The 26,598-nt window shown below is 68.8% G+C and carries 27 protein-coding genes; 16 read left to right on the top strand and 11 right to left on the bottom strand.

The window, feature by feature from the left end:
• The first annotated feature begins 144 nt into the window (after positions 1-144).
• The gene (locus tag Vqi01_RS23610) at positions 145-939 is read left to right on the top strand and encodes a hypothetical protein (RefSeq protein ID WP_204037033.1); all 795 of its coding nucleotides are present in this window, start codon (positions 145-147) and stop codon (positions 937-939) included.
• An 87-nt stretch (positions 940-1,026) separates the two neighbouring features.
• Here Vqi01_RS23610 and Vqi01_RS23605 read toward each other — a convergent pair whose 3' ends face one another.
• Positions 1,027-1,488: a GntR family transcriptional regulator gene (locus Vqi01_RS23605; RefSeq protein ID WP_372444418.1), complete on the bottom strand. Its 462-nt coding sequence runs from the start codon at positions 1,486-1,488 to the stop codon at positions 1,027-1,029.
• Positions 1,489-1,573: 85 nt separating this feature from the next.
• A complete protein-coding gene (locus Vqi01_RS23600; protein ID WP_239098611.1) occupies positions 1,574-2,188 on the bottom strand; it encodes a TetR/AcrR family transcriptional regulator in 615 nt (204 codons plus the stop codon).
• 136 nt (positions 2,189-2,324) lie between these two features.
• Here Vqi01_RS23600 and Vqi01_RS23595 point away from each other — a divergent pair, with 136 nt between their 5' ends.
• On the top strand, positions 2,325-3,188 hold the full coding sequence (locus Vqi01_RS23595; protein WP_239098610.1) for an NAD(P)H-binding protein: 864 nt from the start codon (positions 2,325-2,327) through the stop codon (positions 3,186-3,188).
• An 815-nt stretch (positions 3,189-4,003) separates the two neighbouring features.
• Here Vqi01_RS23595 and Vqi01_RS23590 read toward each other — a convergent pair.
• The 6 genes from Vqi01_RS23590 to Vqi01_RS23565 form a co-directional block, all read right to left on the bottom strand.
• On the bottom strand, positions 4,004-4,609 hold the full coding sequence (locus Vqi01_RS23590; protein WP_204037030.1) for a hypothetical protein: 606 nt from the start codon (positions 4,607-4,609) through the stop codon (positions 4,004-4,006).
• Positions 4,610-5,222: 613 nt separating this feature from the next.
• The gene (locus Vqi01_RS23585) at positions 5,223-6,422 is read right to left on the bottom strand and encodes a low temperature requirement protein A (RefSeq protein ID WP_204037029.1); all 1,200 of its coding nucleotides are present in this window, start codon (positions 6,420-6,422) and stop codon (positions 5,223-5,225) included.
• 725 nt (positions 6,423-7,147) lie between these two features.
• On the bottom strand, positions 7,148-7,825 hold the full coding sequence (locus Vqi01_RS23580; protein WP_204037028.1) for a TcmI family type II polyketide cyclase: 678 nt from the start codon (positions 7,823-7,825) through the stop codon (positions 7,148-7,150).
• 50 nt (positions 7,826-7,875) lie between these two features.
• A complete protein-coding gene (locus tag Vqi01_RS23575; protein WP_204037027.1) occupies positions 7,876-9,102 on the bottom strand; it encodes a cytochrome P450 family protein in 1,227 nt (408 codons plus the stop codon).
• Positions 9,099-9,419: a putative quinol monooxygenase gene (locus Vqi01_RS23570; protein ID WP_204037026.1), complete on the bottom strand. Its 321-nt coding sequence runs from the start codon at positions 9,417-9,419 to the stop codon at positions 9,099-9,101. The genes Vqi01_RS23575 and Vqi01_RS23570 overlap by 4 nt, the downstream gene beginning before the upstream one ends.
• Entirely contained in the window at positions 9,416-11,704 is a 2,289-nt protein-coding gene (locus tag Vqi01_RS23565) for an FAD-dependent oxidoreductase (RefSeq protein ID WP_204037025.1), read from the bottom strand. The genes Vqi01_RS23570 and Vqi01_RS23565 overlap by 4 nt, the downstream gene beginning before the upstream one ends.
• A 198-nt stretch (positions 11,705-11,902) precedes the next feature.
• On the opposite strand from Vqi01_RS23565, the gene Vqi01_RS23560 reads away from it, so the two are divergent.
• The 10 genes from Vqi01_RS23560 to Vqi01_RS23515 all read left to right on the top strand — a co-directional run bounded on the left by Vqi01_RS23560 (position 11,903) and on the right by Vqi01_RS23515 (position 20,546).
• Positions 11,903-12,487: a TetR/AcrR family transcriptional regulator gene (locus Vqi01_RS23560; protein ID WP_204037024.1), complete on the top strand. Its 585-nt coding sequence runs from the start codon at positions 11,903-11,905 to the stop codon at positions 12,485-12,487.
• A gap of 77 nt (positions 12,488-12,564) precedes the next feature.
• The gene (locus tag Vqi01_RS23555) at positions 12,565-13,911 is read left to right on the top strand and encodes an MFS transporter (RefSeq protein WP_204037023.1); all 1,347 of its coding nucleotides are present in this window, start codon (positions 12,565-12,567) and stop codon (positions 13,909-13,911) included.
• A 22-nt stretch (positions 13,912-13,933) separates the two neighbouring features.
• Positions 13,934-14,692: an SDR family NAD(P)-dependent oxidoreductase gene (locus Vqi01_RS23550; RefSeq protein WP_204037022.1), complete on the top strand. Its 759-nt coding sequence runs from the start codon at positions 13,934-13,936 to the stop codon at positions 14,690-14,692.
• 286 nt (positions 14,693-14,978) lie between these two features.
• The gene (locus tag Vqi01_RS23545; protein WP_204037021.1) at positions 14,979-15,503 is read left to right on the top strand and encodes a SigE family RNA polymerase sigma factor; all 525 of its coding nucleotides are present in this window, start codon (positions 14,979-14,981) and stop codon (positions 15,501-15,503) included.
• 50 nt (positions 15,504-15,553) lie between these two features.
• The gene (locus tag Vqi01_RS23540; protein ID WP_204037020.1) at positions 15,554-16,903 is read left to right on the top strand and encodes a hypothetical protein; all 1,350 of its coding nucleotides are present in this window, start codon (positions 15,554-15,556) and stop codon (positions 16,901-16,903) included.
• Between the two features lie 182 nt (positions 16,904-17,085).
• On the top strand, positions 17,086-17,478 hold the full coding sequence (locus Vqi01_RS23535; protein ID WP_204037019.1) for a YybH family protein: 393 nt from the start codon (positions 17,086-17,088) through the stop codon (positions 17,476-17,478).
• 133 nt (positions 17,479-17,611) lie between these two features.
• On the top strand, positions 17,612-18,346 hold the full coding sequence (locus Vqi01_RS23530) for a VOC family protein (protein ID WP_204037018.1): 735 nt from the start codon (positions 17,612-17,614) through the stop codon (positions 18,344-18,346).
• 225 nt (positions 18,347-18,571) lie between these two features.
• Complete coding sequence (locus Vqi01_RS23525; RefSeq protein ID WP_239098609.1) at positions 18,572-19,774, top strand: helix-turn-helix domain-containing protein; 1,203 nt, start codon at positions 18,572-18,574, stop codon at positions 19,772-19,774.
• 153 nt (positions 19,775-19,927) lie between these two features.
• A complete protein-coding gene (locus tag Vqi01_RS23520; RefSeq protein WP_204037017.1) occupies positions 19,928-20,092 on the top strand; it encodes a hypothetical protein in 165 nt (54 codons plus the stop codon).
• Positions 20,085-20,546, top strand: coding sequence for a hypothetical protein (locus Vqi01_RS23515; protein ID WP_204037016.1), 462 nt, complete (start codon positions 20,085-20,087; stop codon positions 20,544-20,546). The genes Vqi01_RS23520 and Vqi01_RS23515 overlap by 8 nt, the downstream gene beginning before the upstream one ends.
• A 173-nt stretch (positions 20,547-20,719) precedes the next feature.
• On the opposite strand, the gene Vqi01_RS23510 is transcribed toward Vqi01_RS23515, so the two are convergent.
• Positions 20,720-21,943: a DUF418 domain-containing protein gene (locus tag Vqi01_RS23510; RefSeq protein WP_204037015.1), complete on the bottom strand. Its 1,224-nt coding sequence runs from the start codon at positions 21,941-21,943 to the stop codon at positions 20,720-20,722.
• A gap of 265 nt (positions 21,944-22,208) precedes the next feature.
• Here Vqi01_RS23510 and Vqi01_RS23505 point away from each other — a divergent pair, with 265 nt between their 5' ends.
• The 3 genes from Vqi01_RS23505 to Vqi01_RS23495 are packed head-to-tail and all read left to right on the top strand — an operon-like array spanning position 22,209 to position 24,282.
• The gene (locus tag Vqi01_RS23505) at positions 22,209-22,922 is read left to right on the top strand and encodes a TetR/AcrR family transcriptional regulator (RefSeq protein ID WP_204037014.1); all 714 of its coding nucleotides are present in this window, start codon (positions 22,209-22,211) and stop codon (positions 22,920-22,922) included.
• The gene (locus tag Vqi01_RS23500; protein ID WP_204037013.1) at positions 22,919-23,482 is read left to right on the top strand and encodes an RNA polymerase sigma factor; all 564 of its coding nucleotides are present in this window, start codon (positions 22,919-22,921) and stop codon (positions 23,480-23,482) included. The genes Vqi01_RS23505 and Vqi01_RS23500 overlap by 4 nt, the downstream gene beginning before the upstream one ends.
• Entirely contained in the window at positions 23,479-24,282 is an 804-nt protein-coding gene (locus tag Vqi01_RS23495; RefSeq protein WP_204037012.1) for a hypothetical protein, read from the top strand. Before Vqi01_RS23500 ends, Vqi01_RS23495 begins: the two co-directional genes overlap by 4 nt.
• Positions 24,283-24,376: 94 nt before the next feature.
• On the opposite strand, the gene Vqi01_RS23490 is transcribed toward Vqi01_RS23495, so the two are convergent.
• Positions 24,377-24,955, bottom strand: a complete 579-nt coding sequence (locus Vqi01_RS23490; RefSeq protein WP_204037011.1) for a histidine phosphatase family protein — start codon at positions 24,953-24,955, stop codon at positions 24,377-24,379.
• 113 nt (positions 24,956-25,068) lie between these two features.
• The gene (locus Vqi01_RS23485; RefSeq protein WP_204037010.1) at positions 25,069-25,758 is read right to left on the bottom strand and encodes a TetR/AcrR family transcriptional regulator C-terminal domain-containing protein; all 690 of its coding nucleotides are present in this window, start codon (positions 25,756-25,758) and stop codon (positions 25,069-25,071) included.
• 123 nt (positions 25,759-25,881) lie between these two features.
• On the opposite strand from Vqi01_RS23485, the gene Vqi01_RS23480 reads away from it, so the two are divergent.
• Positions 25,882-26,589 (top strand): DUF4386 domain-containing protein, encoded by a 708-nt coding sequence (locus Vqi01_RS23480; protein ID WP_204037009.1) that lies wholly within the window; start codon positions 25,882-25,884, stop codon positions 26,587-26,589.
• Positions 26,590-26,598: the final 9 nt, after the last annotated feature.

Below are 26,598 nucleotides of genomic sequence, written 5' to 3'. Positions count from 1 at the left end.
GGGACAGCATCACCAGACCACCTCGCCTATTGCCGACCGCTCTAAGGAGGACCACCCTACGACCATCGGTGCATCGGAAGGCCGGCGGCGAACTGGGATCCGGTGAAGGGGCAGCGGGTAGACGGCATCGTCCATGCTGTTTGCGTGCACACACCAGAGGCGAACGAGGCGCTGCGCTGGCTCGCGGAGCAGGGCGTCACACCGTTAGGGCCCGGGCGATGGCGGCAGAGCCTGCCGTCGGGTGACCTGGAGCACAGCGACAGCGGTCTTGCCCACGAGTGGGCGGCCGCCGTACTGGACGAGGACCGCTTAGCCCCGGGGGAGCGGCTCCGATTAGGTCTTGGGCTTCTCGACCTACTGGACGAATACTGGGTGACCGTCGAGCTCCGTCATTTCATCGCTGACCAGGCCGACGCGGGGGTCAGCGAAGCCTTTTGGGCTGGTTACCGGCAGCGCCTGGAAGCCCCCGACGCAAGCGAGCAGCTGCAGTACTCACTATGGGTTGACTGGTTCGAAGATCAAGACACCGCGGGCGTGGCGTTCGCAGCGCTGCTCGGCGACGACGTGCGCTACCTACGGGCTGGATTGGGCCTGAGCGCGCTGGCCACCGGCCCGCTGCACCGCAGGGCAGCCCGAATTCTCGCGTCGTCGGCGCCCGTACGCTGGGCCTACAAACACGATGTCTATGAGGCCGTCGCCGCCGTAACCGAGTTGCACCCAGCGCTATTCAAGGGCTTGCTGACCAGCTACCACGACTTCTACGGCGACCTCGAACCAGCGGCGGCGCTCACGCTGCTAAACCGCCTGGACCTACCGCCGGAAACGGAGCACTTTGCCACGCTTCGCGCGGTCTTGAAGGCTGGTGCTCGCAATCACTATCTCCACCCGGATTTGTGGGGCGCCCCGGGTCGGACGAGAAGGGGTTCAGCCGGACAGTGACGGATCGCCGCCCGAGGCCAGAGACACACGCGAACCGGCGCGGACGTTGCGCCCAAAACTACAAGCGAGAGGTCACGCCGGTCGTTGCTATCTGCCGACCCGGATGCGGTCGGCGGCATACAGCTCGCGCGAGCCGTCAGCGCGGAAGATCACGATAACCGGGACGCCTTCGCCCATCTCCAACTCGCGGCGCTCGGCCGGTGTGGGCATCCGCGCCGTGGCGGTGTCGCCCTTGAGAAGAGTGACTGTCTCGGTCGGCTCGACGGCGCGGACGAACGTGCCGCGCGGCGGTTCCACGACCACGAGTCCCTCCGAACTGAGTAGCGCTATCGCCTGTCGGACACTCGTACGGCTCAACCCGTGTTCCTGAACCAGCCGCAGTTCGCTGGGTAGCGGAGCCCCAGGCGCAAGGTCGCCAAATGTGATCCGTTCTCGCAGGAGTCTGCGAGCTGCCGCGCCTTGGTTGATGTACTTGTGCAGCAGGTTGAGGCAGCCGGTGAAGCCGAGGGCCTTGATCTCGTCGAAGAGACACCGGCCACCCTCCGTCACCACCGAATGTGAGACAGGGCCGTTAAATTGACAGACCCGCGGCGTGGGCGCAGTGCACCCTCGCAGTGAGCTACCTCGCAGTGGGTCAGGATCCGCCCATGCCGTGGCGCATCTGGGTGAACGCCTGGTCTGCATCGGCGATCGCCTCGGGTTGCACGTCGTGTGCGGTTCTCCCCTCGACGATCTTCTGCCAGTTGGCCCGGGCCAGTACGCGTTGAAGCGCGATCACCTGGGCGGCTTGCAGTCGGGCCCCGATACTCGGGCCGAGGACGGCGGCCAGGGCGTCCTCGTCGTCGAGCATGTACTGCATGAGCCGCCCCGCCAGACTCGGTGTGGTGAACACCAGCCGGTGGTACGCCACCACCTCGGGGTGATCGTTGAGGCCGGTAACCGGCTCGAAGCGATCGAGACCGGCCCGGAAGTGTCGGTGCAGCGCCGTGATCGGCGCGATATCAGGCCGGCGGTCGCGCACCACGCGGGCGGCCTCACCGCTGTGGTCGGCGAAGCGGTGCAGGATCAGGTCTTCCTTGGTCGGGAAGTAGCGGAACAAGGTCGGTTTCGACACCTCGGCCGTCGCGGCGATGTCGGACACCGAAACCTGGTCGAACCCCCGCGCCAGGAACATCGAGATCGCCGCATCAGCAATCGCATCCCGGGTTCGCCTCTTCTTGCGGGCCCGCAGCCCGACCGGCTCGATCACCGGTCCAGGGTAACATTCGTTACTCGGTTGCATTTGTAACTCGGTAATGATTTCATTGGTTCATGGAAGAATCCGAAACCCGCAGTACTGCATTGACGCTGGCGAGGCTGCCTTGACGCCCGCAGGAGGACCTCCGGTGCTCGTCACTGGAGCGACCGGCCGGATCGGACGGGCCGTGATCGAGGTGCTGACCGACGCGGGCATGCCGGTCCGCGCCCTCGTGCGCCGCTCGGAGGCGGCGGCGGCGCTGCCCACCAACGTGGAGATCGTCAGCGGTGATCTCACCGTGCCCGGATCGCTCGACGCCGCGCTGCGCGCCGTCAGCACAGTCTTCTTGGTCTGGACCGCCCCGCCGCAAACCGCGGCGCCCGTCGTCGATCGACTGGCCACCCACGCGCAGCGGGTTGTCTACCTCTCCGCACCACATCGGACCCCGCATCCGTTCTTCCAGCAACCGAACCCGATGGCGGCGCTGCACGCTGAGATCGAGCGGCTCATCGCGGCCAGCGGAATGGACTCGACGATCATCCGGCCGGGGATGTTCGCGTCGAACGCCCTGCTCTGGTGGGCAGATACGATCCGTGGCGGCGGCGTGGTCCGGTGGCCGTACGGCGCGGCCGAGACGGCCCCCGTCGACGATCGCGACGTGGCCGCGGTCGTCGCGCGGACGCTGTGCGAGGACGGACACGCCGGCGGCGACTACGTCCTGACCGGCCCCGAGTCACTCAGTCAGGCTGAACAGGTAAGCATCATCGGTGACGTCCTGGGCCGCCCGATCACGTTCGAGGAACTGGCGCCCGACGACTTCCGGCGCCGGGCTCCGCAAGCCTCGCGCCCGGCAGTGGACATGCTCCTCGCCGCATGGAACGCCACGATGGGACAATCGGCATACGTCACGTCCACGGTGCCCGACATTCTCGGAACGCCACCGCGAACGTTCCGTCAGTGGGCCACGGACCACGCCACCGCGTTCACCGAGGGCCCCCACTCGGGGAACTGATCAACCTCACGGTGTCGCAACAATCGACCGGCCGGCCTCGCAGCCGCAGGCAAGTTCAACCCTGATCGTGCGGCGCAGGGAAGGGCACGCCGGATCCGCGTGGCGAGCCGCGCCGGTAGCCAGGACGCGGTCACTGCGCCTCCGGCGGGGGCGCAACGACTCCAGGACGCCGGGGCTCTGACCAACTGGGTGACGACCGGGGCGGCCGACGCCGGACGCCCATGGACGATGGTGGCTGTTCCGGCAGCTCACCCCGGCTACTTGCCCAGCTCATCAACGACTGATCATGCTTTCACACCGAAGCAGTCGCCGTGCCCGACCCGTGCCCGATGCAGGGATCAACACCGGCGCGCAGCGGCACTCCGGCTTCGGCAAGCTGGACGCTACGTGCTCGCCTGCCAGGTACGGCTACCCACGGTGCAGATCAACGCGATTCCCAAGCTGGCAGTCCCGGCAGGCGGCGCGAAGCGTTGGACGCGCGAGGTCGCCAGACATGATCCGTTCTCGCAGGAGGTCTGCGAGCTGCCGGAACACGGCGCAATCCGAGAAGTGCAGCAACCGTGCCGTGCAGCGATGAAGGGCCGCTCGGCCAGGGGTGGGCAGCAAGGCCGCCCGTGGGACGAGTTTCTGTACCTGCCCTGGAGGTGGCCGTGCGGACCGTGAACTTTGCACGATCCGCAGGTGGGTGACGCGCGTTTGCCGGGAGTTCCCAGCAGCAGCGGCCGAGGGCACAGCAGCGATGTTGGGCAAGCACCTCACGTCATACCGGAGGTCGGCCAAGACCTTGAGTAGGGCACTCAGGAGAGGCTGCTCGGTTACCCGACCCCCGCCGGTCGAAAGACGCGAGGACCGTTCACGGCAACCTGAAGATCGACAACGAGTCCGTCGCCTTCAGGAGTCCTGCTTTGCACGGCCAACAGGTAAATGTAGTCGGCGCTGGATCGTATGCAGTAGTGGCCGCCGATGGTTACAGGAATGCCGGGCTGGGAACGCTCTGTCACCGCCTCCGCGCACTCGTCGGGGTTGGGTAAACCTTCCATATGGGCCAGCGCGCCCGCTTGAGCTGCGCGGTCGTCAGGGAACGGTGCGTTCGGCTTGAGTATGAACTCCTGGCCCTGCACTTTCTCCATCATGAAATCGTGGCCGCGGTCAAGTTCCTTGACCACTGCGGGACGATCGATGAGCCCAAGCCCCGAATCTTCGAGCCAGAATTCGAGGTTGGTGCCACCCGGAGATATGTAAAGCCCGGTGCCGACGAGTTTCCAGGAAAGCTCTGAATTCTTCCGGGCAGTGGGCGATGGCGTGGCGACCATCGGGGACGCCGTGGCGGACGGTGGCGCTGGCGCCTGCTGGGAGCTGGCTGATCCGTCGCGCCAGAAGTCGATCAATTCCGGCACAGCCGCCGCTATCACGGTGCCCACGCAAGTGACGAGGCCGGTAACAAGAGTGACAACCACCCCCCAATTCCGCCAGCTGGCTGGGTCACCTCCGGTGGCTTGACCCGCGCTGGTTTGGTCCCTGGCCGGTTGATCAGGGATAGCGGGAGGGGGCATCGATCCTCCAACGATTCCGACGATTGCTACCAAGGGTCAAGCATACGATCCCTGACCGGTCGACTCCAAGGACCATGACCACGCCTGGCTCGAAATACACCGATGTGTCCATACGTCCTGGACTATCCAGAATCCGGGCGGTCGGCGACCCGCAAAACGCACGCCGGATTGATTTTCACTTCGCTTTGTCTTCAACCTCGGGTCCGTGTGTCTGCGCAGATCCTGTGTGGAATCGGCGCGTCGTCGAAACGTGAACCGACCACCGCCTGCGGAAGCAGCCCGCAAGCAAAAAATTCGTCATTCTCGTAACTGGCGACGTCAAGGATGACTGGTATCTGGGAGTCAAGGGTCAAACGATCATCGGCAGGCCGGAGCTTGCCGTCGAACTCCACGAGAAGACCGGTTCGCGCCGAGCGTCACGGTGCAGATGTCCGGCAGCGGCAGGGTGACGTCGGCCGTCCTGACCCGACGCCGAGCCGGGTCAGGGTTCCGCCAGCGCCGGCGGCGAGGGTGGCTCCTGCGGACGCTGACGGGCCCGGACCGCGTCGGTTCCGGCGATCCCGGCCAGTACAGCGGTCGCGGCCGAGGCCGCCGCCAACGGGGGCACCAGGACCATCACGGGAGCCAGAACGATCAACGCGAGGAGCCCGATCAGCCGAGAGCCGGAGACCCGGCCGAACACCTCGTACTCGAAGCGGCTACGCCCGGCCAGGAACAGGGCGGGCCCGCCGAAGATGACCGCTATCCAGGTGGCCTCCAACGTGCCGAATGGGTGGGCGATGACGAGTTCGTGGCCGACCGCGGTGGCGATGATGCCGGCCACCATGATCAGGTGGGTATTGCCGGCCGAGGTGGCGAGTCGGACCGGCTGCGGAGCGGCTGTGATGGCTTCGGCCAGCAGATAACCGGCCCGATGAAAGTAGATCCGCCACAACAATGCGGTGCTGACGAAGGCCAGGATGAACGCGGTCGACGGAGCCGTGGCGAGGGAAGCGCTGAAGGTCCGCCCGATCACCAGGATCGACTCACCGAGCGCGATGATCAGGAACTGCTGGTAGCGCTCGGCCAGGTGCTCGCTGGCGAAGGAGCCTTCTAGTTGGCGGCTGCGGCCGAGTGCCGGCGTTGGCCAACGGAGCGCGAACCCCAGGTAGTCGATCACGATCGCTACCGCCCAGAGCACCCCGCGCAACTCGTTGCGGGCGAATGCGCCGACCAGCCACGGTGCGGCCGACAGCAACGACCAGAAGATCGAGCGGACTGCGCCAACTCGCTGCTCGTGGCAGCGGATGGCCAGCACGAGGAAGATCGGCCGGCCGACCTGGATGGCGACGTACGCTGAGGCGAAGAGCACCCCGCGTTCGCTCGTCGCGGGTAACCTCACCGCCATCACCATGCTGCCGAACATGGTCCCGGCAACCACAAGCTGGACCGGCAGCCGCCATGGATCGAAGATCGTGGTCGTCCATGCGGTGAGCGACCAGACCATCCAAAGCGCGAGCAGCAGCAACACGGTGTAACCGACCGAGGGCAGCTGCCCCGCGCCATGGAAGGCCCCGGCCAGCCGACCGGAAACCTGGAACAACGCGAATACGAAGACCAGATCGAAAAAGAGCTCCAGGGCAGTGACCTGTTGCGGCCCCGCCGGGTCGCGCAACAGCGCGATCCCCCTGCCTGTGGTCATCCGACGGCTGAACTCCACGCCAGAGCCGGTGGGTCGTATACGGCGGGCTCCAGCGCCAGACAGAGCGTCGGCATGCGTTTCAGCCTGCCAGAACAACGCACCGGCGGGAGCAGTAATCGAGACTTGCAAGTGCGGCACTGTGATTCGTACGGCAGCCGCCGTTGGAAATGCTGCCGGTCAGGCGGGGGAACGAGCGCCATGCCGGGTGACGACGGCATGAGGCCGGCGATCACCCGGGGCGCGCACGGGACACAAGACGCCGTGAAATTTCGTCAGCCAAAGAGGAACCATGACGGCCGGAGACGCTGGGTGAGCAGGTGTACTTCTGGCTCGACATGAGCCGCGCCGCCGAGGCGAGAACGCCCGGCAGGTCCGTGCGGCCCGCAGGCTCCTCCAGCCGGCGGGCCGGGACGTGCTCGTTGAGATCGCCCGTGATCCGAAGGCCCCGGTGGCCATCGGTGAGCTGGCCCTCAGCCTCGGGCTGGTGTGACGGGTGGCCGCGCCGTTTCTGTCGCTCGCGCAGATCCGCAACCGGCAGACCCTCGCCGCCCGGCGCACCCTCCGCGACCAGGCGCGGCAGGAGGGCCGATGCCCGGTGTGTGGGCAGAGCACGACGGCGGCATCGGGCAGGTCGACTCCGTTTCGGCGGAATGGCGGCATCTGGCTGGGCGGGTAACCGCCATTCCGCCGGAACGGCGGGCGCGCCGAGACGGCGGGCGCGCCGTTCAGTCCTCGGCGCGCCAGCGGTAGAACTCCTTGGCCACGGCGTCCTCCGGGCCGCGCCAGGTGTCGGGACTGTACGCGCTGATGTACGGGCTGAGATCCTCCATGATCTTGGCGAAGGCCGGGGTGTCGTGGTTCTCCCGGACGGCGGCGAAAGAGGCGTCGGTCTGCTCTAGCACGTGCAGGTAGACGTCGTCGATCGAGTACAGCCAGCGGCCGGTCACGCCGAGGCGCGCCGGTAGCTCACCGGCGTCGGACTCGCCGAAGATGCGCGCCACGTCCGGTTCGGCGCCGGGCTTGATCCGGGCGACGATGATGGTCCGGTTCGGGCCGGTCGTCGTCCCGGCCGGCGGTTCGGCCGGCGCCCAGTGGTAGAACTGCTTCGCCACCGAGTCGGACGGGTTCTTCCAGTACCTCGGGTACGGCGTCACGTACGGGGCGATGGCCTCGGCGATCTGCTGGAAGGCGGGCAGCCCACGGGTCTGCCCGGTCACCGCGGGGTCGGCGACCCGATCGATGACGTGGATGTAGAGGTCGTGGAAGGACAGCAGGGTCCGGCCGATGACGCCGAGATCCTGCGGGCGGGTGGTGCGGTCGTAGTAGCCGAAGGTGTCGGCGACGACGCGTTCGCTCTCCTCGCCGGGCACCATCCGGCAGACGATCACGTTGCGGAAGGTCATGACTGGGACTCCTTGGGTGAGTGGGCTCGGTTGTGGACGCGGGGTCGCCGTCACGCGGCGAACCGGACGGGTAGTTCCAGCAGCCCCCGGAACGGCGACGCGGCCGGCAGCCGGCGCAGCTCGCCGACCGGCACCCCGAGCCGCAGCCCCGGCAGGCGGCGCAGCAACGCCCCGATGCCGATCTGCGCCTCCATCCGGGCCAGCGAGACGCCCAGGCAGTAGTGGACGCCGTGGCCGAACCCGAGGTGCGGGCCGCGGACCCGGCGCAGGTCCAGCAGGTCCGGGTCGGCGAAGTGTTCCGGGTCGTGGTTGGCCGCGTTGAGCACCACGCCGACGATCGATCCGCGCGGGATGCGGACCCCCTGGTACTCGACGTCCTCGCTGACGATGCGAGGGCTGGCCACCGGCAGCGGGCCGTCGAAGCGCAGCAGCTCCTCGATGGCCGAGGGCAGCAGCGCCGGCTGACGCAGCAGCAGGTCGAGCTGGTCGGGGTGGGTCAGCAGCGCCACCACCGCGTTGCCGATGAAGTCGGCGGTGGTCTGGTGGCCGGCGAACAGCAGCAGGAAGGTGGTGGTGACCACTTCCGGCTCGGAGAGCGTCCCCTCCTGCTCGCAGGCGGAGATCAGCGCGCTGATCAGGTCATCGGCGGGGTTGGCCCGCTTCGCCTGCACCAGTTCGGTGAGATACCGGTGCAGCCACGCCTGGGCCTCCTGCACGGCCGCCCGTTCCTGCTCGGGGCTGCGGCGCGACGACCCGGAGGTCCGGATCACCTGGGTCCAGTCGAGCACCCGGTCGTGGTCGGTCGCCGGTATCCCGAGCAGGTCCGAGATCACCAGCATCGGCAGCGGGATGGCGAAGTCGCGCATCAGCTCGGCCTCGCCGTGCGGCACGATCTTGTCGAGCAGGTCGTTCACGGTCTGCTCGACCCGGGGGCGCATCGCCTCGATCCGGCGCGGCGTGAACGCCTGGGACACCAGTCGGCGCAGCCGGGTGTGCTCCGGTGGGTCGGCGTTGAGCATGTTCTTGTTCAGGCCCGCCGAGTTCGGGCCGAAGATGCGCAGGTAGTGCTCCTGCGGGCCGTACAGGTCCTTGGAGAGCCGGGGGTCGGCGAGCGCGGTGCGGGCGTCATCGAAGCGGCTGATCAGGTACGAGTCGAAGCGCGGCGAACTGACCGGGCAGACCGGCTGCTCGGCGCGCAGCCGGGCGAACGTCGGGTACGGGTCGGCGGCGAACTCGTCGGTGTAGAGCTCGGACGCGGGGATCGGGCACTCGTTCATCGGTCCTCCTGCGGCTCGCCGCGCATGCTGTGCAGCACCTGGTAGGTGTGGCGTTGCGCGGACTCGCGCAGGTCACGGATCACCCGCAGCAGCTCGTCGCGCTGGGCGCTGCGGCCGAAGGCGTCCAGCCGCTCACGGTCGGCCCAGTCGCTGATGATCAGGTAGCTGCGCGGGTCGTCGGCGTCGCGGACCAGGTCCTGGCGCAGGCAGCCGTCCAGCGCGCCGATTTTCTCCGCCGCCGCGAGCCACTCGGCCTCGAACCGTTCCTCGCACCCGGGCCGGGTCCGCATCGCCAGCACCGTGCGCACGGTGCTCACTTCGCACCACCGAAGACCAGGTGCAGGTTCTTGCGCAGCCCGTCGGCGTCGATCGGCTGGCTGCGGAAGCCCACGTGCCCGTCGGGGCGGATCAGGTACAGGGCGGTGCCGGTGACGCCGTACCGGGCACGGAACTCCCCGGCTGCGTCGCGCAGCACCGGCGGGGCGAGCAGTCGCGGCTGCGGGGCGTCCGGGTCGAGCAGCAGGTACGCGTCGAGCTCCCCCGCCGCCAGGGCCGGCAGGTCGGCACAGATTTTCTCCACTGCGGCGACCGCCGCCTCGTCGGCCGAGCCGTCCGCGTACAGCAGGAGGGTGTGCCGGGTGCCGCGGGTGAGGTCGCGCAGCCGCAGCGGGTGGCCGACGCCGCGGCGGTGCAGGCCGCCGACGTCCGGTGCCCGGTCGCCGGGGCGCGGGCCGGCCCGCAGCGCGTCGGGGTCGGTGACGGTCTCGCCGACCAGTGGGCTGTCGGCGTAGCTGAGCAGCATCGACATCTCCTGGAGGAACTGCCGCTTCAGGTCCTCGCGGTCCAGCTCGTCGGTGAACGCCATCCGCACCGCCCGGCCGACGATCTCCTCGCCCTCCGGGTGCCGTTCGGTCTCGTAGCTGTCCAGCAGCCCCGGCGCGGCCTTCCCGCGCACCGCCAGGGCCACCTTCCAGGCGAGGTTCCAGGCGTCCTGGATGCCGGTGTTCATGCCCTGCCCGCCGGCCGGCGGGTGCAGGTGGGCCGCGTCGCCGGCCACGAAGACCCGGCCGTCGCGGTAGCGGTCGACGATGCCGTGGCTGATTCGGAACACCGACGACCAGCGCAGGTTCGACGCCCGGGTGCCGGGCGGGGCCAGCCGGTCAATGGCGGCCTGCACGTCGGCGAGGGTCGGCTCGGCCAGTTCCTCGCTGAAGCCGGGCGGGGCGTCCTGGCCGCCGGTCTGGGCGAAGAACCTCGGCGGTGCCAGGGTGGCGATCCGGTAGCGGGACTCGCCGCGCAGCGGCACGCAGACCAGCATGCCGTCCATCCGGCCGTCGGTCTCGTGCATGAACCGCAGCAGGTGCCCGTCGGGCATGTCCCAGTCCAAGTCGACGTCGCCGAGCATGAACAGCTGCGGGAACATGCCCAGTCCACCGGTGAAGGTGAGCCCGAGCAATTCGCGGACGGTGCTGTGCGCGCCGTCGCAGCCGAGCAGGTACTTCGCGCGTACCGTCTCCTCGCCTGCGGGGGTGTCGAGGGCGGCGGTGACGCCGTCGTCGTCCTGGATGAAGGCGGCCAACGCGACGCCCCGGCGGGGGCGTACGCCGAGGGTGGCGAGGCGTTCGGTGAGGATCCGCTCGGTCTCGTACTGGGGCAGCCCGAGGTGCGCGTACGGCAGTTCGGGCAGTTCCCAGCTCATCCGGTGCGTCTCGTGGCCGTTGACGAAGACCATGTTGCCGGTCAGCCAGATCCCGGCGTCCATTGCCTCGCGCACGACGCCTTGCTCCTCCCAGAGCTCCATGGTGCGGCAGTGCACCCCGATCGCCTTGTCGGCGTGCGCGGGCGGGGTGGCCCGCTTCTCCACCAGCCGGCAGTCGATGCCGCGCCGGGCCAGCTCGATGGCGGCGGTCAGCCCGGTGGGCCCCGCCCCGACGATGAGTACGTCCGTTGTCGTGTGCACGTCGCTCTCCTTGCTCGGTGTGCGGCCACGGTCGGGGATGGCCACGCTGGCGGAAGCCGCCACGCCGTGGAACAGGCGGCGGCGGATCCGGAGCAGGAACGCAGCGATCGGTCCGGCCTCCTCCCGGGCGTGGGCCGGGTTGGCGATCCAGCGGTGGAACTCGGCGGCGCCGGTCCACTCGGCGAAAATGTGGAAGGTGTCCGAGTCCGGCTCGCGCAGCAGCTCCTCCCGCAGGTAGCCGGGCACACCGGCCATCCGGTCCAGCACCTGCGGATAGCCGTGGTCGAACTCGGCGCGCCGGGCCGCCGGCACGGTCAGCTCGACGTCCACGAAGACGGTCGAGCCGCCACCGGGCACGTCGCGCATCACCCGGCGGTCGCCGGCAGCGGGTGGTTCGCACAGCGGCCGGACGGCCTCGGCGAACCGCGCGGCGATCGGCCCCTGCTCGTAGTCGTGCAGGACGGCCTCGTCGGTCCACTCGGTCACGACGACGAAGGAGCGCGGTTCGATGGCGTCGACGAGCAGGTCCCGCAGCAGGTTGCCGGGCAGCTCACCGATCGCCGCGCGGGCCGTGTGCCAGGCAGACGCCACGGCCGGTTCGCAGCCGGGGCGGGCCCGCAGCCGGACCATCGTCCTGATCATGTGTTCTCCTTCGACGGCGCGTGCTGCGACCCTGTCGAAGGCCGCGTCATCCCGCCGTCACCGCGGACCGGCGGGCAGTCCGCCGCCGGTGACGCCCCGGGGACGGCGCCGTTGGATCCGGACGGACGGCCACTGGCTGTCGACCTGCCGCATAACCATATTTGACCGATCGTTCTGGATAGGTCTATCGTCTGCAGCATGGCCAGGACCAAGGAATTCGATCCGGATGCCGCGCTGCAGTCGGCCCTGGAGCTGTTCTGGCGGCGCGGCTACGAGGCGACCTCGATGGCAGACCTCGTCGAGCACCTCGGGATCGGCCGTGCCAGCATCTACGCGACCTTCGGCAGCAAGCACGAGCTGTATCTGAAGGCCATGGACCGTTACACCGAGATGCGAAACCCACCCCTCTTGGCCGAGCTGGCTCAGCCGGGCCCCGCACTGCCTGCGGTGCGGGCGATGGTGCGTCGATTTGCCGCCGAGGCCGCCTCTGCGGAGAAGCGCGCCATTGGTTGCTTCATCACCAATACCGCAGCCGAGCTGGCTCCGCACGATGCCGCTGCCGCCTGGCGGGTGGAGATGAGCTGGGAGCATGTCGAGACCCTGCTGCACTCCGCCCTTGTGCGAGCACAGGCTCAGGGCGAGCTGTCCGAGGATCATGATCCGCGCGCACTGGCCCGCATGCTGTTCGTCCTGCTGCAGGGTTTACGGATCGTCGGCAAGGCGTCGAACGATCCCGCCCGAGTGCAGGACGCGGCCGAGCAGGCGCTAGCGCTGCTGGACTGAACCACGCTCACTCAACTGATCGGGTTCACTTCCGCATGCCCAAATAATGGACCGATCGGTCAAGAAAAGGAGGGGCCGTGGCCGCCACGTACGTTGCCCGCGCCACCAAAGTGCGGCATCGATCCGCCTTCCTCCTCCTCGGCAGTGTTCAAACGACACTGATCTTCACGCTCACCGCGATCCTCGTGCCGCTACCCCGCATCGGACGCGAGTTCGACCTGGAGCGCGCCGACTTGATCCTGCTCAGCGCGGCCTACGGACTGGCCTTCGCCGGGCTGTTGCTCTTCGGCGGACGCCTCGCCGACCGCTATGGCGGGCGCCACACACTCACCGCAGGCCTCGCCATCTTCGGCACCGCCTCGGCTGTGGCCCCGCTCGCCCCCGGCATCGGGGCACTGCTCGCGGTGCGCTTCGCGCAGGGCGCGGGTGCGGCTCTCGTCGCGCCGGCCGCCATGGCCGTGCTACGCGCCGTCTTCCCCGCGCCCACCGCGTACGGTCGGGCGCTGGCCACCTGGGGCGGGCTGTCGATACTCGGTGCGACCGCAGGCAATCTGCTCTCCGGCGTCATTTCGGCGCTGTTGTCCTGGCGCTGGGTCTTCGCCGTACCGCTCGCGGTCGCGGTCGCGGCCCTCGTCCTTGCACCCCGACTGCTGCCGGAAACCGCACCGAGTCGGGGCAGGTCTCTCGACCTGTCGGGCGCTCTGCTCGCCACCGCCGGGATCACCCTCACCAGTTACGGGCTCGTCGTCACCGCGGCCCGCCCCTGGTTGTCGGCCGGTGTTCTCGTACCGCTGCTCGCCGGAGCTGCGCTGCTTGTCGCGTTCATGTGCGCCGAGGAGCACACCCGCGATCCGCTGCTGCCGCCCGGGTTCCTGCTCGACCGGCGACGGGCCCTCGCCCTCACGGCTACCGCAACGAGCGCTTGCGGGACCGCGATGGCGTTCGTGGTCCTCTCGCTCCACCTCCAGCAGGCTCGCGATTGGTCACCGCTGCAGGTCTCGGCCGCCTTCGTGCCCTTCGCCATCGTGCTGGTCGCCTCGGGCTGGTTGGCAAAACCGCTCATCGACCGGTACGGCGTCCAGACCACCATGGTTGCCGGGCTCAGTATGGGAGCTGCCGGGCTCGCCCTTCTCGCACTAACCGGGCTCGATCCGTACATCCCGTACGCGTACGGATTGCTGCCGGGTCTCGTGCTGTTGCCGGCCGGCGCCGCCGCCTCCTTCGCGGGTGCCGCCGTGCTCTCCGTCGAAGGTGTGCGGCGGCAGCAGATCGGGCTCGCGGGCGGTGTGCTGAACACGGCGATGGAAGTCGGGCCGACTGTCCTCTTCGCAGTCCTGCTCACGCTTGGCAGCGACGCATCGTCCCTGGCCGCGACGGGGGCCGCACTCGCCGTCGTCGCCATCCTGGCCTACCGCATGAAGTAGTCCTTCTTAAGGAGTCACCGAAATGAACCGCTTCACCGACAAGACCGTCCTCGTCACCGGCGCTGGCGGCGTGCTGGGCCGTACCGCCGCCCTGTCGTTCGCGAGGGAGGGCGCGGCCGTCGCCGTCGCCGATCTCAACGAGGGCGCCGTGCACGAAACCGTTAAGATGATCGATGCTGAAGGTGGAAAGGCGTCCGGCATCATCGTCGACGTCACCAGCTCCGAAAGCGTCAAGGCGATGGTCGACACCGTGGTCTCCCGCCACGGTGGACTGCACATCGCGTTCAACAACGCCGGCATTCTGGGCGGCGGCACGCCGGTCGGCGAGCACGACGAGGACGTGTGGAACAAGGTCCTCGCGGTCAATCTTACGGGCGTCTTCCTCGCCCTCAAGTACGAGACCGCGCATATGGCGGCCAACGGCGGCGGCATCATCGTCAACACCGCCTCCAACCTGGGCGCCCACTGGCGGCTGGCCGGCATGAGCGCCTACTCGACGTCCAAAGCGGGGGTCAGCTTCCTGACCCGTACCGCCGCGCTTGAGTACATCAATCAAGGCGTACGCATCAACTCCATCAGCCCCGGGCCGATCGACACGCCGATGTCCTACCTCTCAGGCGAGACCCGCGAGCAGCGTGACGCCCGCCTCGGCCCGACCGTGCCGCTGGGCCGCGTCGCCGACCCCCAGGAGATTGCCAACGCCGTTCTCTGGCTGGCCTCGGAGGAGTCCAGCTACGTCGTCGGCCACGATCACGTGATCGATGGTGGCGCCACCGCCTGACATCGGCGGCCGACGGCGCCCGCTGCGAGGAGGGGACCGCGGAGGCCCACGGCCCCCTCCTTGGACTGCCGCGCAACCACCAAGAGCGGGAGCATCGGTTCGCCGGCCTGAGCACGAAAGAGCGGTACTCGCATGGAGGCCGGCCGGTGGGGCCCGGCCCTAAGGGCTGAGCAACAGAGCGGTTCGAGGATGTGACGGTCCGTGATCATGCTCAACCTTTCGGCGCTGGGTCGTGTCTTACCTGCCATGAGAAAAAGTGCCTGTGGGATGTCGTGGGGTGGGCGACATGGAACGTGAGGACGACGAGCGGTTTCGCTTGTTTGTGAGGGAGCAGTGGGCACCGTTGCTCCGGACAGCGTTCCTGTTGACCGGTGACCGCGGCATCGCCGAGGACCTGGTGCAGTCGGCGTTGGAGAAGACCTACCGGCGTTGGGGGCGCATCCTGCGCAAAGATGCTCCCGAGGTCTACGTACGTCGCGCGATGGTCAATACCGCGATCTCGTGGCGTCGGCGCCGCCGAGTGGTGGAGGTACCGCTCCTGGAGACTGACAGCACGTCGACGCCTGACCTCCATACCCAGGCGGAGACGCGGCATCAGCTGCTCACAGCGCCTCGGCGGCTTCCCCCGAAGACCCGGGCGATCCTCGTCCTGCGCTATTTCGAGGATCTGAGCGAAGCCGATATCGCGCGTGTTCTCGGCTGCTCGACAGGGGCGGTCAAGAGTCAGGCATCACGTGGTCTGGCCCGGTTGCGGGCCCAGTTCAAGCCAATCCTCGTATCGACTCCGAAGCTGAAGGCAGAGGCAGCATGACCAGAGAAGTTGAGCCGGCCCTGCGCGACGTCCTCGCCGAGGAGGCCGACATGCTGACCCCGCCTGCGAATCCGTGGCCGCGATTCGCTGAGCGCAACGCGGCTCACCGTCGAGCACGCCGCGTACGTGTCGGGGTGGTCGCCGGGTTCCTGGCCGCCGTCGTCGGGATACAGACGAACGTGATTCCTCTCCCGGGCTGGGTCCCTGGTATCGCCGTCGCCGCACCGTCGTCGACTCTGGCCCATGGACCTACTCGGGGCAGCCTGGCCGCCGACGAGGAATGGCTGAGCGGTGTGCGAAGGCAGGTAACGGACCGCCCGGATCCCGACGGGCTGTGGAAGGTTGTCAATCGGGACGCGATCCGGGTCGTTTATGCCGACGAGGTGCCGGGAAACCGTCTCGCCCTGGTCCTTGTTCCGCTGCGTCTCGGACTCATCACCACCTGGAACCTGATCCTTTTCGAGGGTCCGCCCGGCGCCAGCCCTGGCGACATGATCGAGGTTGCAAACGATCACGTCGACATCCCGGTCTGGACGAGGATGACGGGTGACGCGACGAACGGCGGTACCGCGGTCGTCATCGGGCCACCGGGGTCTACAATCGCCATCAGCAGTGGCTACACCTACTCCCCCGAAGGCACTGTGCAGCACCGTCAGCTCGCCACCGCGGTCAACGACGGAGTTGGCGTCGCGTCGGTGCCCGCCAGCCCCGACTATCCAGTGGTCACCACCCGCGTCACCAGTAACGGCAAGCTCACGTATGAAGGGCCGGTCCACGGCGGTTGGACTCCAGATCCGAACCTCCACGCCAGCCCGGAGGCGACCGACGCCATGCTCGCCGCAGCCGCCCGCAATGCCAGAGGACCTGCACTGGACCGGGCAATCCTGGCGCGATTCGTGAACCACGCGTTGAGCGACAGCCGCCTGTCCGCGCGGGACGTCGCGCTCCGGCTGCACTGGTCCGGCACCGTCAACGGACAACCGGCCGCACTGTTCATGATCCAACCCGAGGGAGGCGGCGTCCTCGCCTACGTCATGCACGGCGATACAACCCGCTTGCAGAAAGATCTGCGGCTGCTGTTGCCCGCCGACGGGGCTGACCAGCGCCCGATCGCGTGGCGGATGCACGCCGAAGGCCTGGAGACGCGGACGAACCAAGTCATGGTGGTGGCTCCGTCCAACGCGGCCACCGTCGCGATCACCATCGATGGCGGTGCCCCCATCCCGGTCACCCTTGACGCATCCGGCTACGGCACCACCGAAGTTCCGCCGAGCGAACCCGCGACGGTCACCGCATTCGCCGCCGACGGGACCACGCTGGCCAGCACGCCGGTACCGCAATTCGAGACCGACACGGGCGGCCTGCCCGGCGACAGCCCGCAGACCCGCATCGTCGAATAGCCCCTCGACAATCGGCAGACCCGCGCCGGACTTCCGGTCGTCGGTCTTCACCAATCCAATTCGCCTCCCGGCCCTGCCATGGGCCGGGAGGCGCTACAGCTGGTGTTTTGCGCGGAAATCCTTGCCCGCGGCCTGACCGGAAATCGCCGTTGAACCCTCGGTCGAATGGCAAGCTGGCGCTCATGGACAGGAAGCAGGTGACTGACTGGCTCACGGCATACGAGCATGCGTGGCGGACGCCGGGGACCGAGGCCCTCGCCAAGATCTTTACCGAGCAGGCGAGCTATCTGCAGGGGCCTTACCGGGAACCGGTAATTGGCCTGCCAGCCATAGCCCGAATGTGGGAAGACGAGCGGGAAGGCCCCGGCGAGGTGTTTCAGATGACCGCTGAAATCGTCGCGGTCGAGGGCGACACTGCGGTGGCGCGGGTGGAGGTCCGGTACGGCGACCCAGTCGACCAGGAGTACCGCGACCTGTGGATCATGCGTTTCGCCGAGGACGGACGCTGCAACTCATTCGAGGAGTGGCCCTTCTGGCCGACGGAGACGACCACCGCACGTCCCGCTGGAAGCTGACACGGGCACGCCACGACAACTCGAACGCCGTCAGCAGCTATGACTCGGCGGCGTCGGCAACTGGATCAACCAGCGGCGCCACGCAGCGTAGGCCGGCCGTTTGTGTCGGTGGCCGGTGGCAGGATCACTCGGTATGGCAGGTGCTGGCAGTTTTCAACTGAAGACCGTGGTTTTCGACGCGCGTGATCATCGGGGGTTGGCCCGGTTCTACGTCGCCCTGACCGGCGGCGAGGAGCAGTACGCCGACGACGAGTGGGTGACGGCCCTCACCGGTGACGGTTGGCGGCTCGGGTTCCAGGCCGCGCCCGATCATGTTGCGCCGCAGTGGCCCGACCAGGGGCACCCGCAGCAGATGCACATGGATTTCCGGGTGGCCGACCTGGCTGCGGCCACGGCTGAGGCCGAGAAGCTTGGCGCGCGAAAGGTTGGCAGCGGTAGCAACTGGAACGTGATGGTCGACCCGGCCGGGCACCCCTTCTGCCTGTGCGCCTACGAGCAGACCGAGCCCATCACGACGTCCGCGGTCACCATCGACTGCCCCGACGGCGAACCGCTGTCGGCGTTCTACGCGGCCCTGCTCGGATACAAGGTGAAATACCTACAGGACAAGCTGGCCTGGATCTGCACCGAGGAGCCGGCCCCGATGGGCGCGATCCTCTTCCAGCCGGTGGCCGACTACAACCCGCCGCGATGGCCGGATCCGGCCCACCCGCAGCAACTGCACCTGGACATCCTGGTCGAAGACATCGACGCGTCCGAGCCTCGGGTGCTCGATCTCGGCGCGACCCGGCTGCCCGGCGACGGGGAGAACTGGCGGGTGTACGCGGACCCGGACGGCCACCCGTTCTGCCTGGTCTGGATGCTCTGATCGTGCGGCAGCGGATCAGCGCCGCCGATCGTGTGTTGAGGCAGCGGCCGAACTTGGCTGACAGGTATCGTCGAAGTAGCTGAGCCATCGCGGGGCGAGACTGGGGTTGGCCCTCGATCGGCAGGGGCGCGCGTCGCGGCAGAGTGATCGCTCGGTGTACTGTCCGTTACAGTGTTCCACCGGCCAGGTTTGGGTTCGTCCAGCCTGCTACCTGGGAGCGTCGTCGTGTCGCACGCCGATCCGCGCTTCGGTGCCCAACTTCGCGCGCTTCGGACCAGGCATGGGTTGTCCCTGCGGGCGCTGGGTCAGATTGCCCATCGAGGCAAGAGCCACTTGCACGATCTGGAGACCGGCGCGAAGGCCCCTACACCCGAGACGGCTCGACACCTTGATGAGGTGCTGCGAGCGGGCGGGACACTCGCCTGTCTGGTTGACCAGCCCGTAGACCACGATGCGGAGGCTGGCGAGTTGCTGGCCCGGGTGTGGGCCAGCGATGTGAGCGCCGAAACGCTCGCTCGGATCGAAGCGAGTGTGGACGATCTGGCGAGTGCATACGCGACCACGCGGCCCGTTGACCTGCTGCCGATGGTACGGCGGCAGTTGGCCTATGTGGGGCGGCTGCTCGACGGGCGTGGCACGTTGGCGCAGCGGCGGCGCCTCGTCGTTGCCGCTGGCTGGTTGACGGTGCTGCGTGCGACGGTGCACATCGATCTCCTGCAAGGGTCCGCAGCGGGCACGCACCTGAGCGCTGCCATGGCGCTCGCCGAGCATGGTGAGCATCCGGAGATCCAGGCGTGGTGCCTGGAAACACAGGCGTGGGACTGGCTTACTCGGGGCGACTACCGGCGGGCTGTCGACCTTTCGCAGCAGGCTCAGCGATTGGCTCCCCGGAGTAGTTCGGCGCACATCCAGGCGGTCGCTCAGGAGGCGCGGGTGTGGGCGCGGCTGGCGGATGTTCGGCGGACGCGTGACGCGCTGGATCGGCTGGAGCGGTTGACGGCGAACCTGCCGGTGCCGGAGCGGGCTGAGCACCACTACCGGTACGACCCGACAAAGGCGTTGGCGTACACGGCGACGACGCTGTCGTGGGCGGGCGATCCGGCGGCCGAGCAGGTCGCTCGGGCCGCCTTGGCTGAGTTGGACCCGCGTGGTGACGGCGGTGAGCGGCCACGGCGTTCCGCTTCCGCGCGTCTGGATCTCGCCATGGCACTGGTGGCCGTTGACCAGCCGGACGAGGCGATCGCGGTCGCCGCCGACGCGGTTCGTTCGGGCCGGGTGGTGTCGTCGAACTGGTGGCGGGCGCGGGAGGTGCTGCGCCGGGTCGAATTGACCGGCACGGCAAACGCCGTAACGCTGCGCGAGGTGTACGAGGCCCACCGGCCTACGTTCGATAGCGGACACTACGCGCGGCCAGCGGACAGCCGCTAGCTTTCTGTCACCTCCCGTTCACCACATGCTGTGGACGAGAGGCGGGCAAAGCACAAACAAGTCGCAAGACCACAGACCCGCCTGTAGTCGGGGCGCGGCAGTAACGGTTCATGGCCCGAGTCAGCCGCCGCGCCCCTGCCATCGGAGGTGGGGATGAACGGCCAGAACGACGCCGATAAGCCCAGCAGGGGTGAGCAGATCGAAGCCGCCGAACGGGAGGCGGCCAAGCGGCGGATACTCGCGCAGGCTGAGGCGGAGCGAATACCGGTGGAGGAGACGACCCGGGCGGTGCCGGACCGGCGGTGGCGTCGTGAGTGAGGGGCTGTTGCCGATTGGTCGGCGGGTGGCGTACTGGCGGGTGCGGCGGCGGATGTCGCAGCGGGTGACCGCGTCGCTGCTGGTGAAACTCGGTGAAGGTGAGCTGGCGTGGTTGGCCGCCGACCGGGCGATGAGCGTGGCGACCGGGGATGTGGTGCTGGTGGCAGCAGCGGCGGTGCAGCTCGGGCAGGTGCTGCGCGCCACCGGCCAGACCCGCGTGGCGGTGTCGACGATGCGGGGCGCGGCGTACCGGATCGCTGTGCTGGATTTCGACGGCGGCCCGCCGCCGCACCTGTCGCTGTGCGGCACGCTGCTGGTGCAGGCCGCGCTCGCGGCGGCCCGGCACGGCGATGAACGCGCCGCCGCCGGCCTGCTCGCCCAGCTGACCCGAAGCCCACACGCCCCAGCGGCGATCATCCAACTCGCCGCCACGCTCGGGGTGTCCAGGGCATGACCGCACCGTTCCTGTCCCTGGCCCAGATTCTCAACCGACTCGCCCTCACCGCCCGCTGGACCCTCCGCGACCACCAGCCCGACGCCGACGCCACCTGCCCGATCTGCCACACACCCGACTGCGCAGTGGCCAACGCCGCACGCGACGTCCTCGACACCATCAAACGGATGCGCCTATCGCCGCATGGCGGGCCGGTTCCGGTGCGTCCACGCGCGCAACGCCCATTCGGCGGGGCCGTACCGGAACCGCCGCATCCACCACCAGCTGGCCGCCACCTGCACACCGAAGATCGCCAACACGATGAGCAGCGTCTGCGCCGGGGAGGTACGGCCGACCAGGCCCAGCCCGACGCCGGTGAACACGAGCAGGCAGACGAGCGACTGGCCGAGATAGTTCGTCAGCGCCATACGTCCCGCAGGCGCCAACGCGTCCGCGACGCGCGACCGCCGGGTGAACAGACGCAGCAGGGTCGCGGCGTAGGCCGCCGCGAGGAACGGCGCGGTGACGATGCTGACCATCAGGCCGGTCAGGTTCGCTGTGCCGCCGCCGACCGCGAACACGGTGGCGCCGGCCAGGCCGATCGGATAGCCGACCTGCTCGCATCGACGCAGCAGGTCCTGATGGAGATGCACGGCGGCGAGCATCCGGTGCTTGCCGGCGGCGAGACCGACGAGGAACCCGGCGAAGGCCAAGGGCCCCTGAACGGCAAGGCCGCCGAACATTGCCGGCAACGAGCGCAGGTGCTCCAGGATGACACTACCGAATCCGCCGTGCAGGGCCTCCGTCGAACGCGCACCAGCGGCGAGCGCGGCGGCCTCGTCCGGGACCAGCGTGGCACCGAGAACCGCAGCCAGACCGAACACGAACGCGACCACGCCCACGATGGCCGCCGCGGCGATCAGGGCGGTGCGCGGCTCGACCCGCCGAACGGCGAGCAGCACGAGACCAAGCAGCGCGTACGTGGTGAGGATGTCGCCGTGGAACAGCAGCACCGCGTGCAGCGCCCCGAGCACGAACAACCCGGACACCCGGCGCAGGAACGACTGACCGAAGGCCGCCCCACGCCGGGCAGCCGAATCGAGTTGCAGGGTGAAGCTGTAGCCGAACAGAAATGAGAACAAAAGGTACGCCTTCATCGCGAACAGCAACTCCACCGCACCTGCCACCAGCCGGTCGAGCGTGCCGTACGCCGGATCGTCGACCAGGTGGAACGCGAATCCGGAGGCGAAGAACGCCACGTTGACCAGCAGGATGAGCAGCAGCGCCATCCCGCGCAACGCGTCCACCACGTTGATCCGGGCGTTGTCGCTGGACTGGGGGTTGTCGCTGGTCCGGGGGTTGTCGAGTGACGGTCCCGGAGGGCCGAGGTCCGGCCAGTCAGATCGGAGCACATTCATGGCATCGAGCCTTGTGAAGACCGCCGGTGGCCGTAAAGTATTTTCGTCACACGATCTGGCGTGACGAAAATAGGCCGAGGGGGTGCTCATCATCAAATGCGCCGAGTGCGGAATCGACCTGCCTGCAGCGACAGGCCGGGGACGGCCACGCCGTTACTGCTCACGTCGCTGCGGGGCGCGCGCGTACCGCAGGCGCCGTGACCACGGCCCGACCACGTCGTCGAAAGGGACCGCTGCGCCGCCCGCGCACGACGGCCGCAACCCGGTGACCTTAGCGATCGAGCTCGCCGACAGCCTCGGCATCGAGAGCGTCTCCATGCGGCTCCTCGCCGATCGTGCCGGGCTCCCCGCCCACCTGCTGTACCGCCACGTACGCAACCGCAGTGACCTGCTCAGCAGGATGGCCGAGCACGTCATCGACGCGCACGAATCCCGCGCCGCCGGATCGCAGGACGATCCACGGGCACAGTTGGAACACCTCGTCCGAGGCGAGTGGGCCATGTACCGCAGGCACCCATGGCTTCTGACCATTCTTGCCAGCGACCGGCCGCCGACCGGTCCCGCCGTACTCGCCATGGTCGACCGCGTCGTGTCGGTACTGACCAATGCCGGATTCGACCCCGCGGAGGCGTACCGCGCCTACCTCGTCCTCAGCGGCTACACCCAGGGCATGGCCCTCCTCATCCGACGCAACGCAGCCGACACCGATCACCGCACCTGGCGCACCTGGCACTCAGCTACCCGGCTCCGGCTCGAACGCACCGGCCGCCTCCAACAACGGCCGTGGCTGACGGCAGCCAGCCAGACCGATCCAGACGAGGATCTCGACACCTGGTTCGAGTTCGGGCTACGCCGAATGCTCGACGGCCTGCTCCGGCCCGCCCTCGCTGCGCAAGCTGTCGACCAGGGTCGCCGACCTGCCCAACCAGCGATTCGCCAAGACACACTTGGCCCCATGCCGGACAGGTACAGGTCATGAGCAAGCAGCGCCACCTGCCCGAGCGCGAAGCGCAGTTCACCGGGCTTTACGAGGCCACCTACGCGGACCTTCTCCGGTTCGTCCAGCGGCGGGTTCATCCGACCCACGCCGAGGACGTGACCGCCGAAGCCTTCCTGGTTGCCTGGCGTCGGCTCGACGACCTGCCGCACCAGCACGGGGATGCCCGCGCGTGGCTGTTCGGCATCGCACGCGGTGTCATCCTCAACACGGTCCGCGGCGCTGGCCGGCAGCTCGCCCTGCGGGTCCGTCTCGCGGAGACGCCAGCGGCAGCGGCGACTCACCTCGACACGGACATGATCGCCCACCAGGTCGATCTCGCCCGTGGCTGGCAACTGCTCTCCGACGTACACCAGGAAGCCCTCGCCCTGAGCGTCTTCGAGGGGCTGACCGCACCGCAGGCGGCCCGCGTGCTCAACATCTCGCCCGTCGCGTTCCGGCTCCGCCTCAGCAAGGCGCGACGGGCACTCCGGCTCCACGCCGGTCACCTTCCACCACCCTTGACCGCGCCGACGCGCCTCCCCGAAGGGATCACACCGTGAAGCGTCCTGACGCCACTCTGAGTGTCCTGCGTACGCTCGACCCGGCCGACCGTGAGATCGATCCCCGGGGTCCGCGCGCCCGCGCCGATCTGGCCCGGATCATCGCGACCGATCCGCAGCCCGCCGGGCACCCCGGACCCGCCAGGGCCAGGGGCGCCACGCCCCGAGGCACCCGCTGGCTGCTCGCCGCCGGCGGCGCGATCGCGGTTACCGCCGCTGTCGGCATCCTCATCCCCAGCAACGACCAGGCATTTGCCAGTTGGACCCCCAATCCGGCCGCGATGGCTCCGAAGGAGGCCGCCAAGGCGGCGAAGTCCTGCCGCGGCCAGCAGGAAGGCGTTATGCCCGACGCTGATCGACGGTTGGCGGCCGCCCGGCCCGCCGTGACCGAGCAGCGCGGCGACTGGACGATGGTGGTTCTGGCTGGCGAGCAGGGCTTCTCGGCGATGTGCCTGACCAACGACAATCTCGGTCTCTTCGCCAATGCCTGGATCGGCTCGATCGGTCTGCCGGACGACTTCCGGGCGCTGGCTCCGCGCGAGTTGCGCGCGACCGACCTCGGCACCGGGACCGTCGCGAACGGCTTGGTGTCGGCCGCCGTCGGATATGCCGGCCCCGACGTGGTCGGGGTCACCTATCCCAGCGCGGAGCACGGCCCGGTGAACGCCACGGTTTCGGGCGGTCGCTTCGCGCTGTGGTTCCCCGGCGACGAGTTCGAGAATGCGTCCAGGGACGGTGTGCAGGCCGAGGTGACCTATCGGGACGGCACATCAGGCACCGTCACTCTCCGGCTGGACTGATCGGCGGCAGAGGCGGCGGGACGGCTACGCGGCCCGAAAGTACCCTGCGCGCGTTGACCGAGCGATGACGCAGCACGGGGCGCTGGTGGTCGGCTCAAGCGTGGGAGTGCCGACGACCGGACACCGTTGCCGGAAGTGCCTGAAGCCGGTATTCCCAGCCCTCGCGCCAATCGAAGTCGACCGCCATGAGTTCCTCGATGGGCACACCGTCGAGGAAATGGTCCATCGCCCAGCGGGTGGCCACATGACCGATGACCAGGACCCGGCAACCGTCCCAGCGAGTCGGTAGGTCGGCGAGAAAACGCCCGGCGCGATGCACGGCCTGCCGCCAGCTCTCACCGCCCGGATAGGGCTGGTCGAGATAGCGCCGGCGGCCCTGGTGCAACTCGGTGGAGGGAATACCGGTCAGGGCACCGTAGTCGCATTCCCGCAGCCGCCAGTCGTGCAGGATGGGAATCCCGCTGCCGGCGAAGGCAAGTTCCGCCGTCTCGATCGAACGACGCACGTCGGAGGTGAACACCACGTCGATGCCGTCGCCGCAGCGTCGCTCGCCGAGCTGCGCCGCCAGCTCCCGACCCCGCTCCGACAGCCGGCCGGGCGACCAGCCGGTCGCGACGCCGCGCTCATTGTCCTCACTCCAGGAGTGGGTTTCGAAGACGATCACGATCGACACCGGAACAGGTTAGCCGAGTACCAATGCCGCCCGGACGAGTCACCAGCAGCCCGGGTTTTTCGTCAATCTCAAGACGACGCACTTGACAGATTGGCTGCGGCAATTGGCTGCCGTCATTCCCGAGCCCGTTCGAGGCCGTCGAAGAGCAGGTCGAGGGTGAACTCGAACTCGGTCTGGCTGTCGCACCAACCGAGCGTCGGGTCCTCGGCGGCGTGCGCCTCGGCGGCGACCATCGCGGTCAGGTGCGGCAGGGCCTCGGCCATCGCGGCCAGCTCCGTCTCGGCGGCCTCGACATCGGTGGCGCCGCCCGCCGCCGCCGGACGGAAGACCTCCTGGGCGAAGCCGAGCGCCAGGCTGCCGAACGCGTGCAGGGCTCGGTGCGCGATCCGGTACGAGAATCCGCCGTCGAGCAGCGTGGCGATGATCCCGTCGTAGTAGCCGTAGACGCCGGCGGGAATGGTGGGGCGGGAACTGAGCAGCCCTGGCGCCCAGGGATGCCGCAGCATCACCGCCCGCGCGGCGAGGAAACGGCCCCGCAGTCGCGTACGCCAGTCACCGCCGGCCGCCGTCGCCTCGGCCCGGCCGGCCGCCGCCTCGATCTCGCCGATGACGGCCTCGACCAGGCCGTCGAGCAGGCCCTCTTTGCCGGGCAGGTGGTAGTAGAGCGACATCGCCTCGACGCCGAGTTCGGCGGCGAGCCGACGCATCGTCAGCGCCGGCAGTCCCTCCGCGTCCACCAACGCGATCGCCGCAGCCAGGGCTCGCTCACGGCTCAGCGGCTCGCGAGATTTCCGCGCTCTCATCGGCTCCCCATCTTCCCTTTACCTTACGCCGTATGGTTACCTTACGATGTAAGGTGCCAATGGCCTCCGACCATTGCCGGGGCGGAGCCGGCCCGGCGCTGACGCGCGACCCGAGGAGTCCTCATGCATCCGCTGACCCGCACCGCCCGGACGACCGGGTTGTTCTACCTCAGCCTTGCCATCGCCGGCGCACTCGGCTTCCTGACCGTCCGGCCGCGACTCTTCGTGGCCGGTGACGCCGACGCGACCCTCACCCACCTGGTCGAGCACGAGTCCCTGGCGCGCGTCGCGATCGCCCTCGAACTGCTCGTCGTGCTCACCCAGACGTTCACCGCCGTCTGGTTCTACCGGCTGTTCCGCGCGGTCGACGCCACCGCCGCCGGCAGCATCGCGGCCTTCGGCATGGTCAACGCCGTCGCGATCCTGGGCAGCGCCGCGCTGCTCGCCACCGCGACCGAGGTGGCGAGCACGCCGGCCGGCGACGCCGCCAGCAGCGTCCAACTGTTGTACCTGGTCAGCGGCAACCTCTGGGTCGTCGGTGGACTGTTCTTCGGGCTCTGGCTCGTCCCCATGGGCTGGTGCGTGCTCCGGTCGGGATGGCTGCCCCGTACGCTCGGCTGGCTCCTCGTCGTCGGCGGCGCTGGCTACGTGTTCAGCACGTTCGCCGCGTACCTCGCCCCCGGCGCGGGCGTCATCGCGGACCTCCTCGTGCTCCCCGCCACGGTCGGCGAGTTCTGGATGCTCGGCTACCTGATCGTCCGGGGCGTCCGGAAGCAGGCGCTGGTCGCTCCAGAGCCGGCCGTGGCCGTCTCTCCAGCCGCCGTCCGCTGACGCCCGAGG

It is taken from the genome of Micromonospora qiuiae (assembly GCF_016863555.1).
GTDB lineage: Bacteria > Actinomycetota > Actinomycetes > Mycobacteriales > Micromonosporaceae > Micromonospora > Micromonospora qiuiae.
Note: the sequence above shows the minus strand (reverse complement) of the source record. Positions and strands in the feature narration are given on the sequence as shown.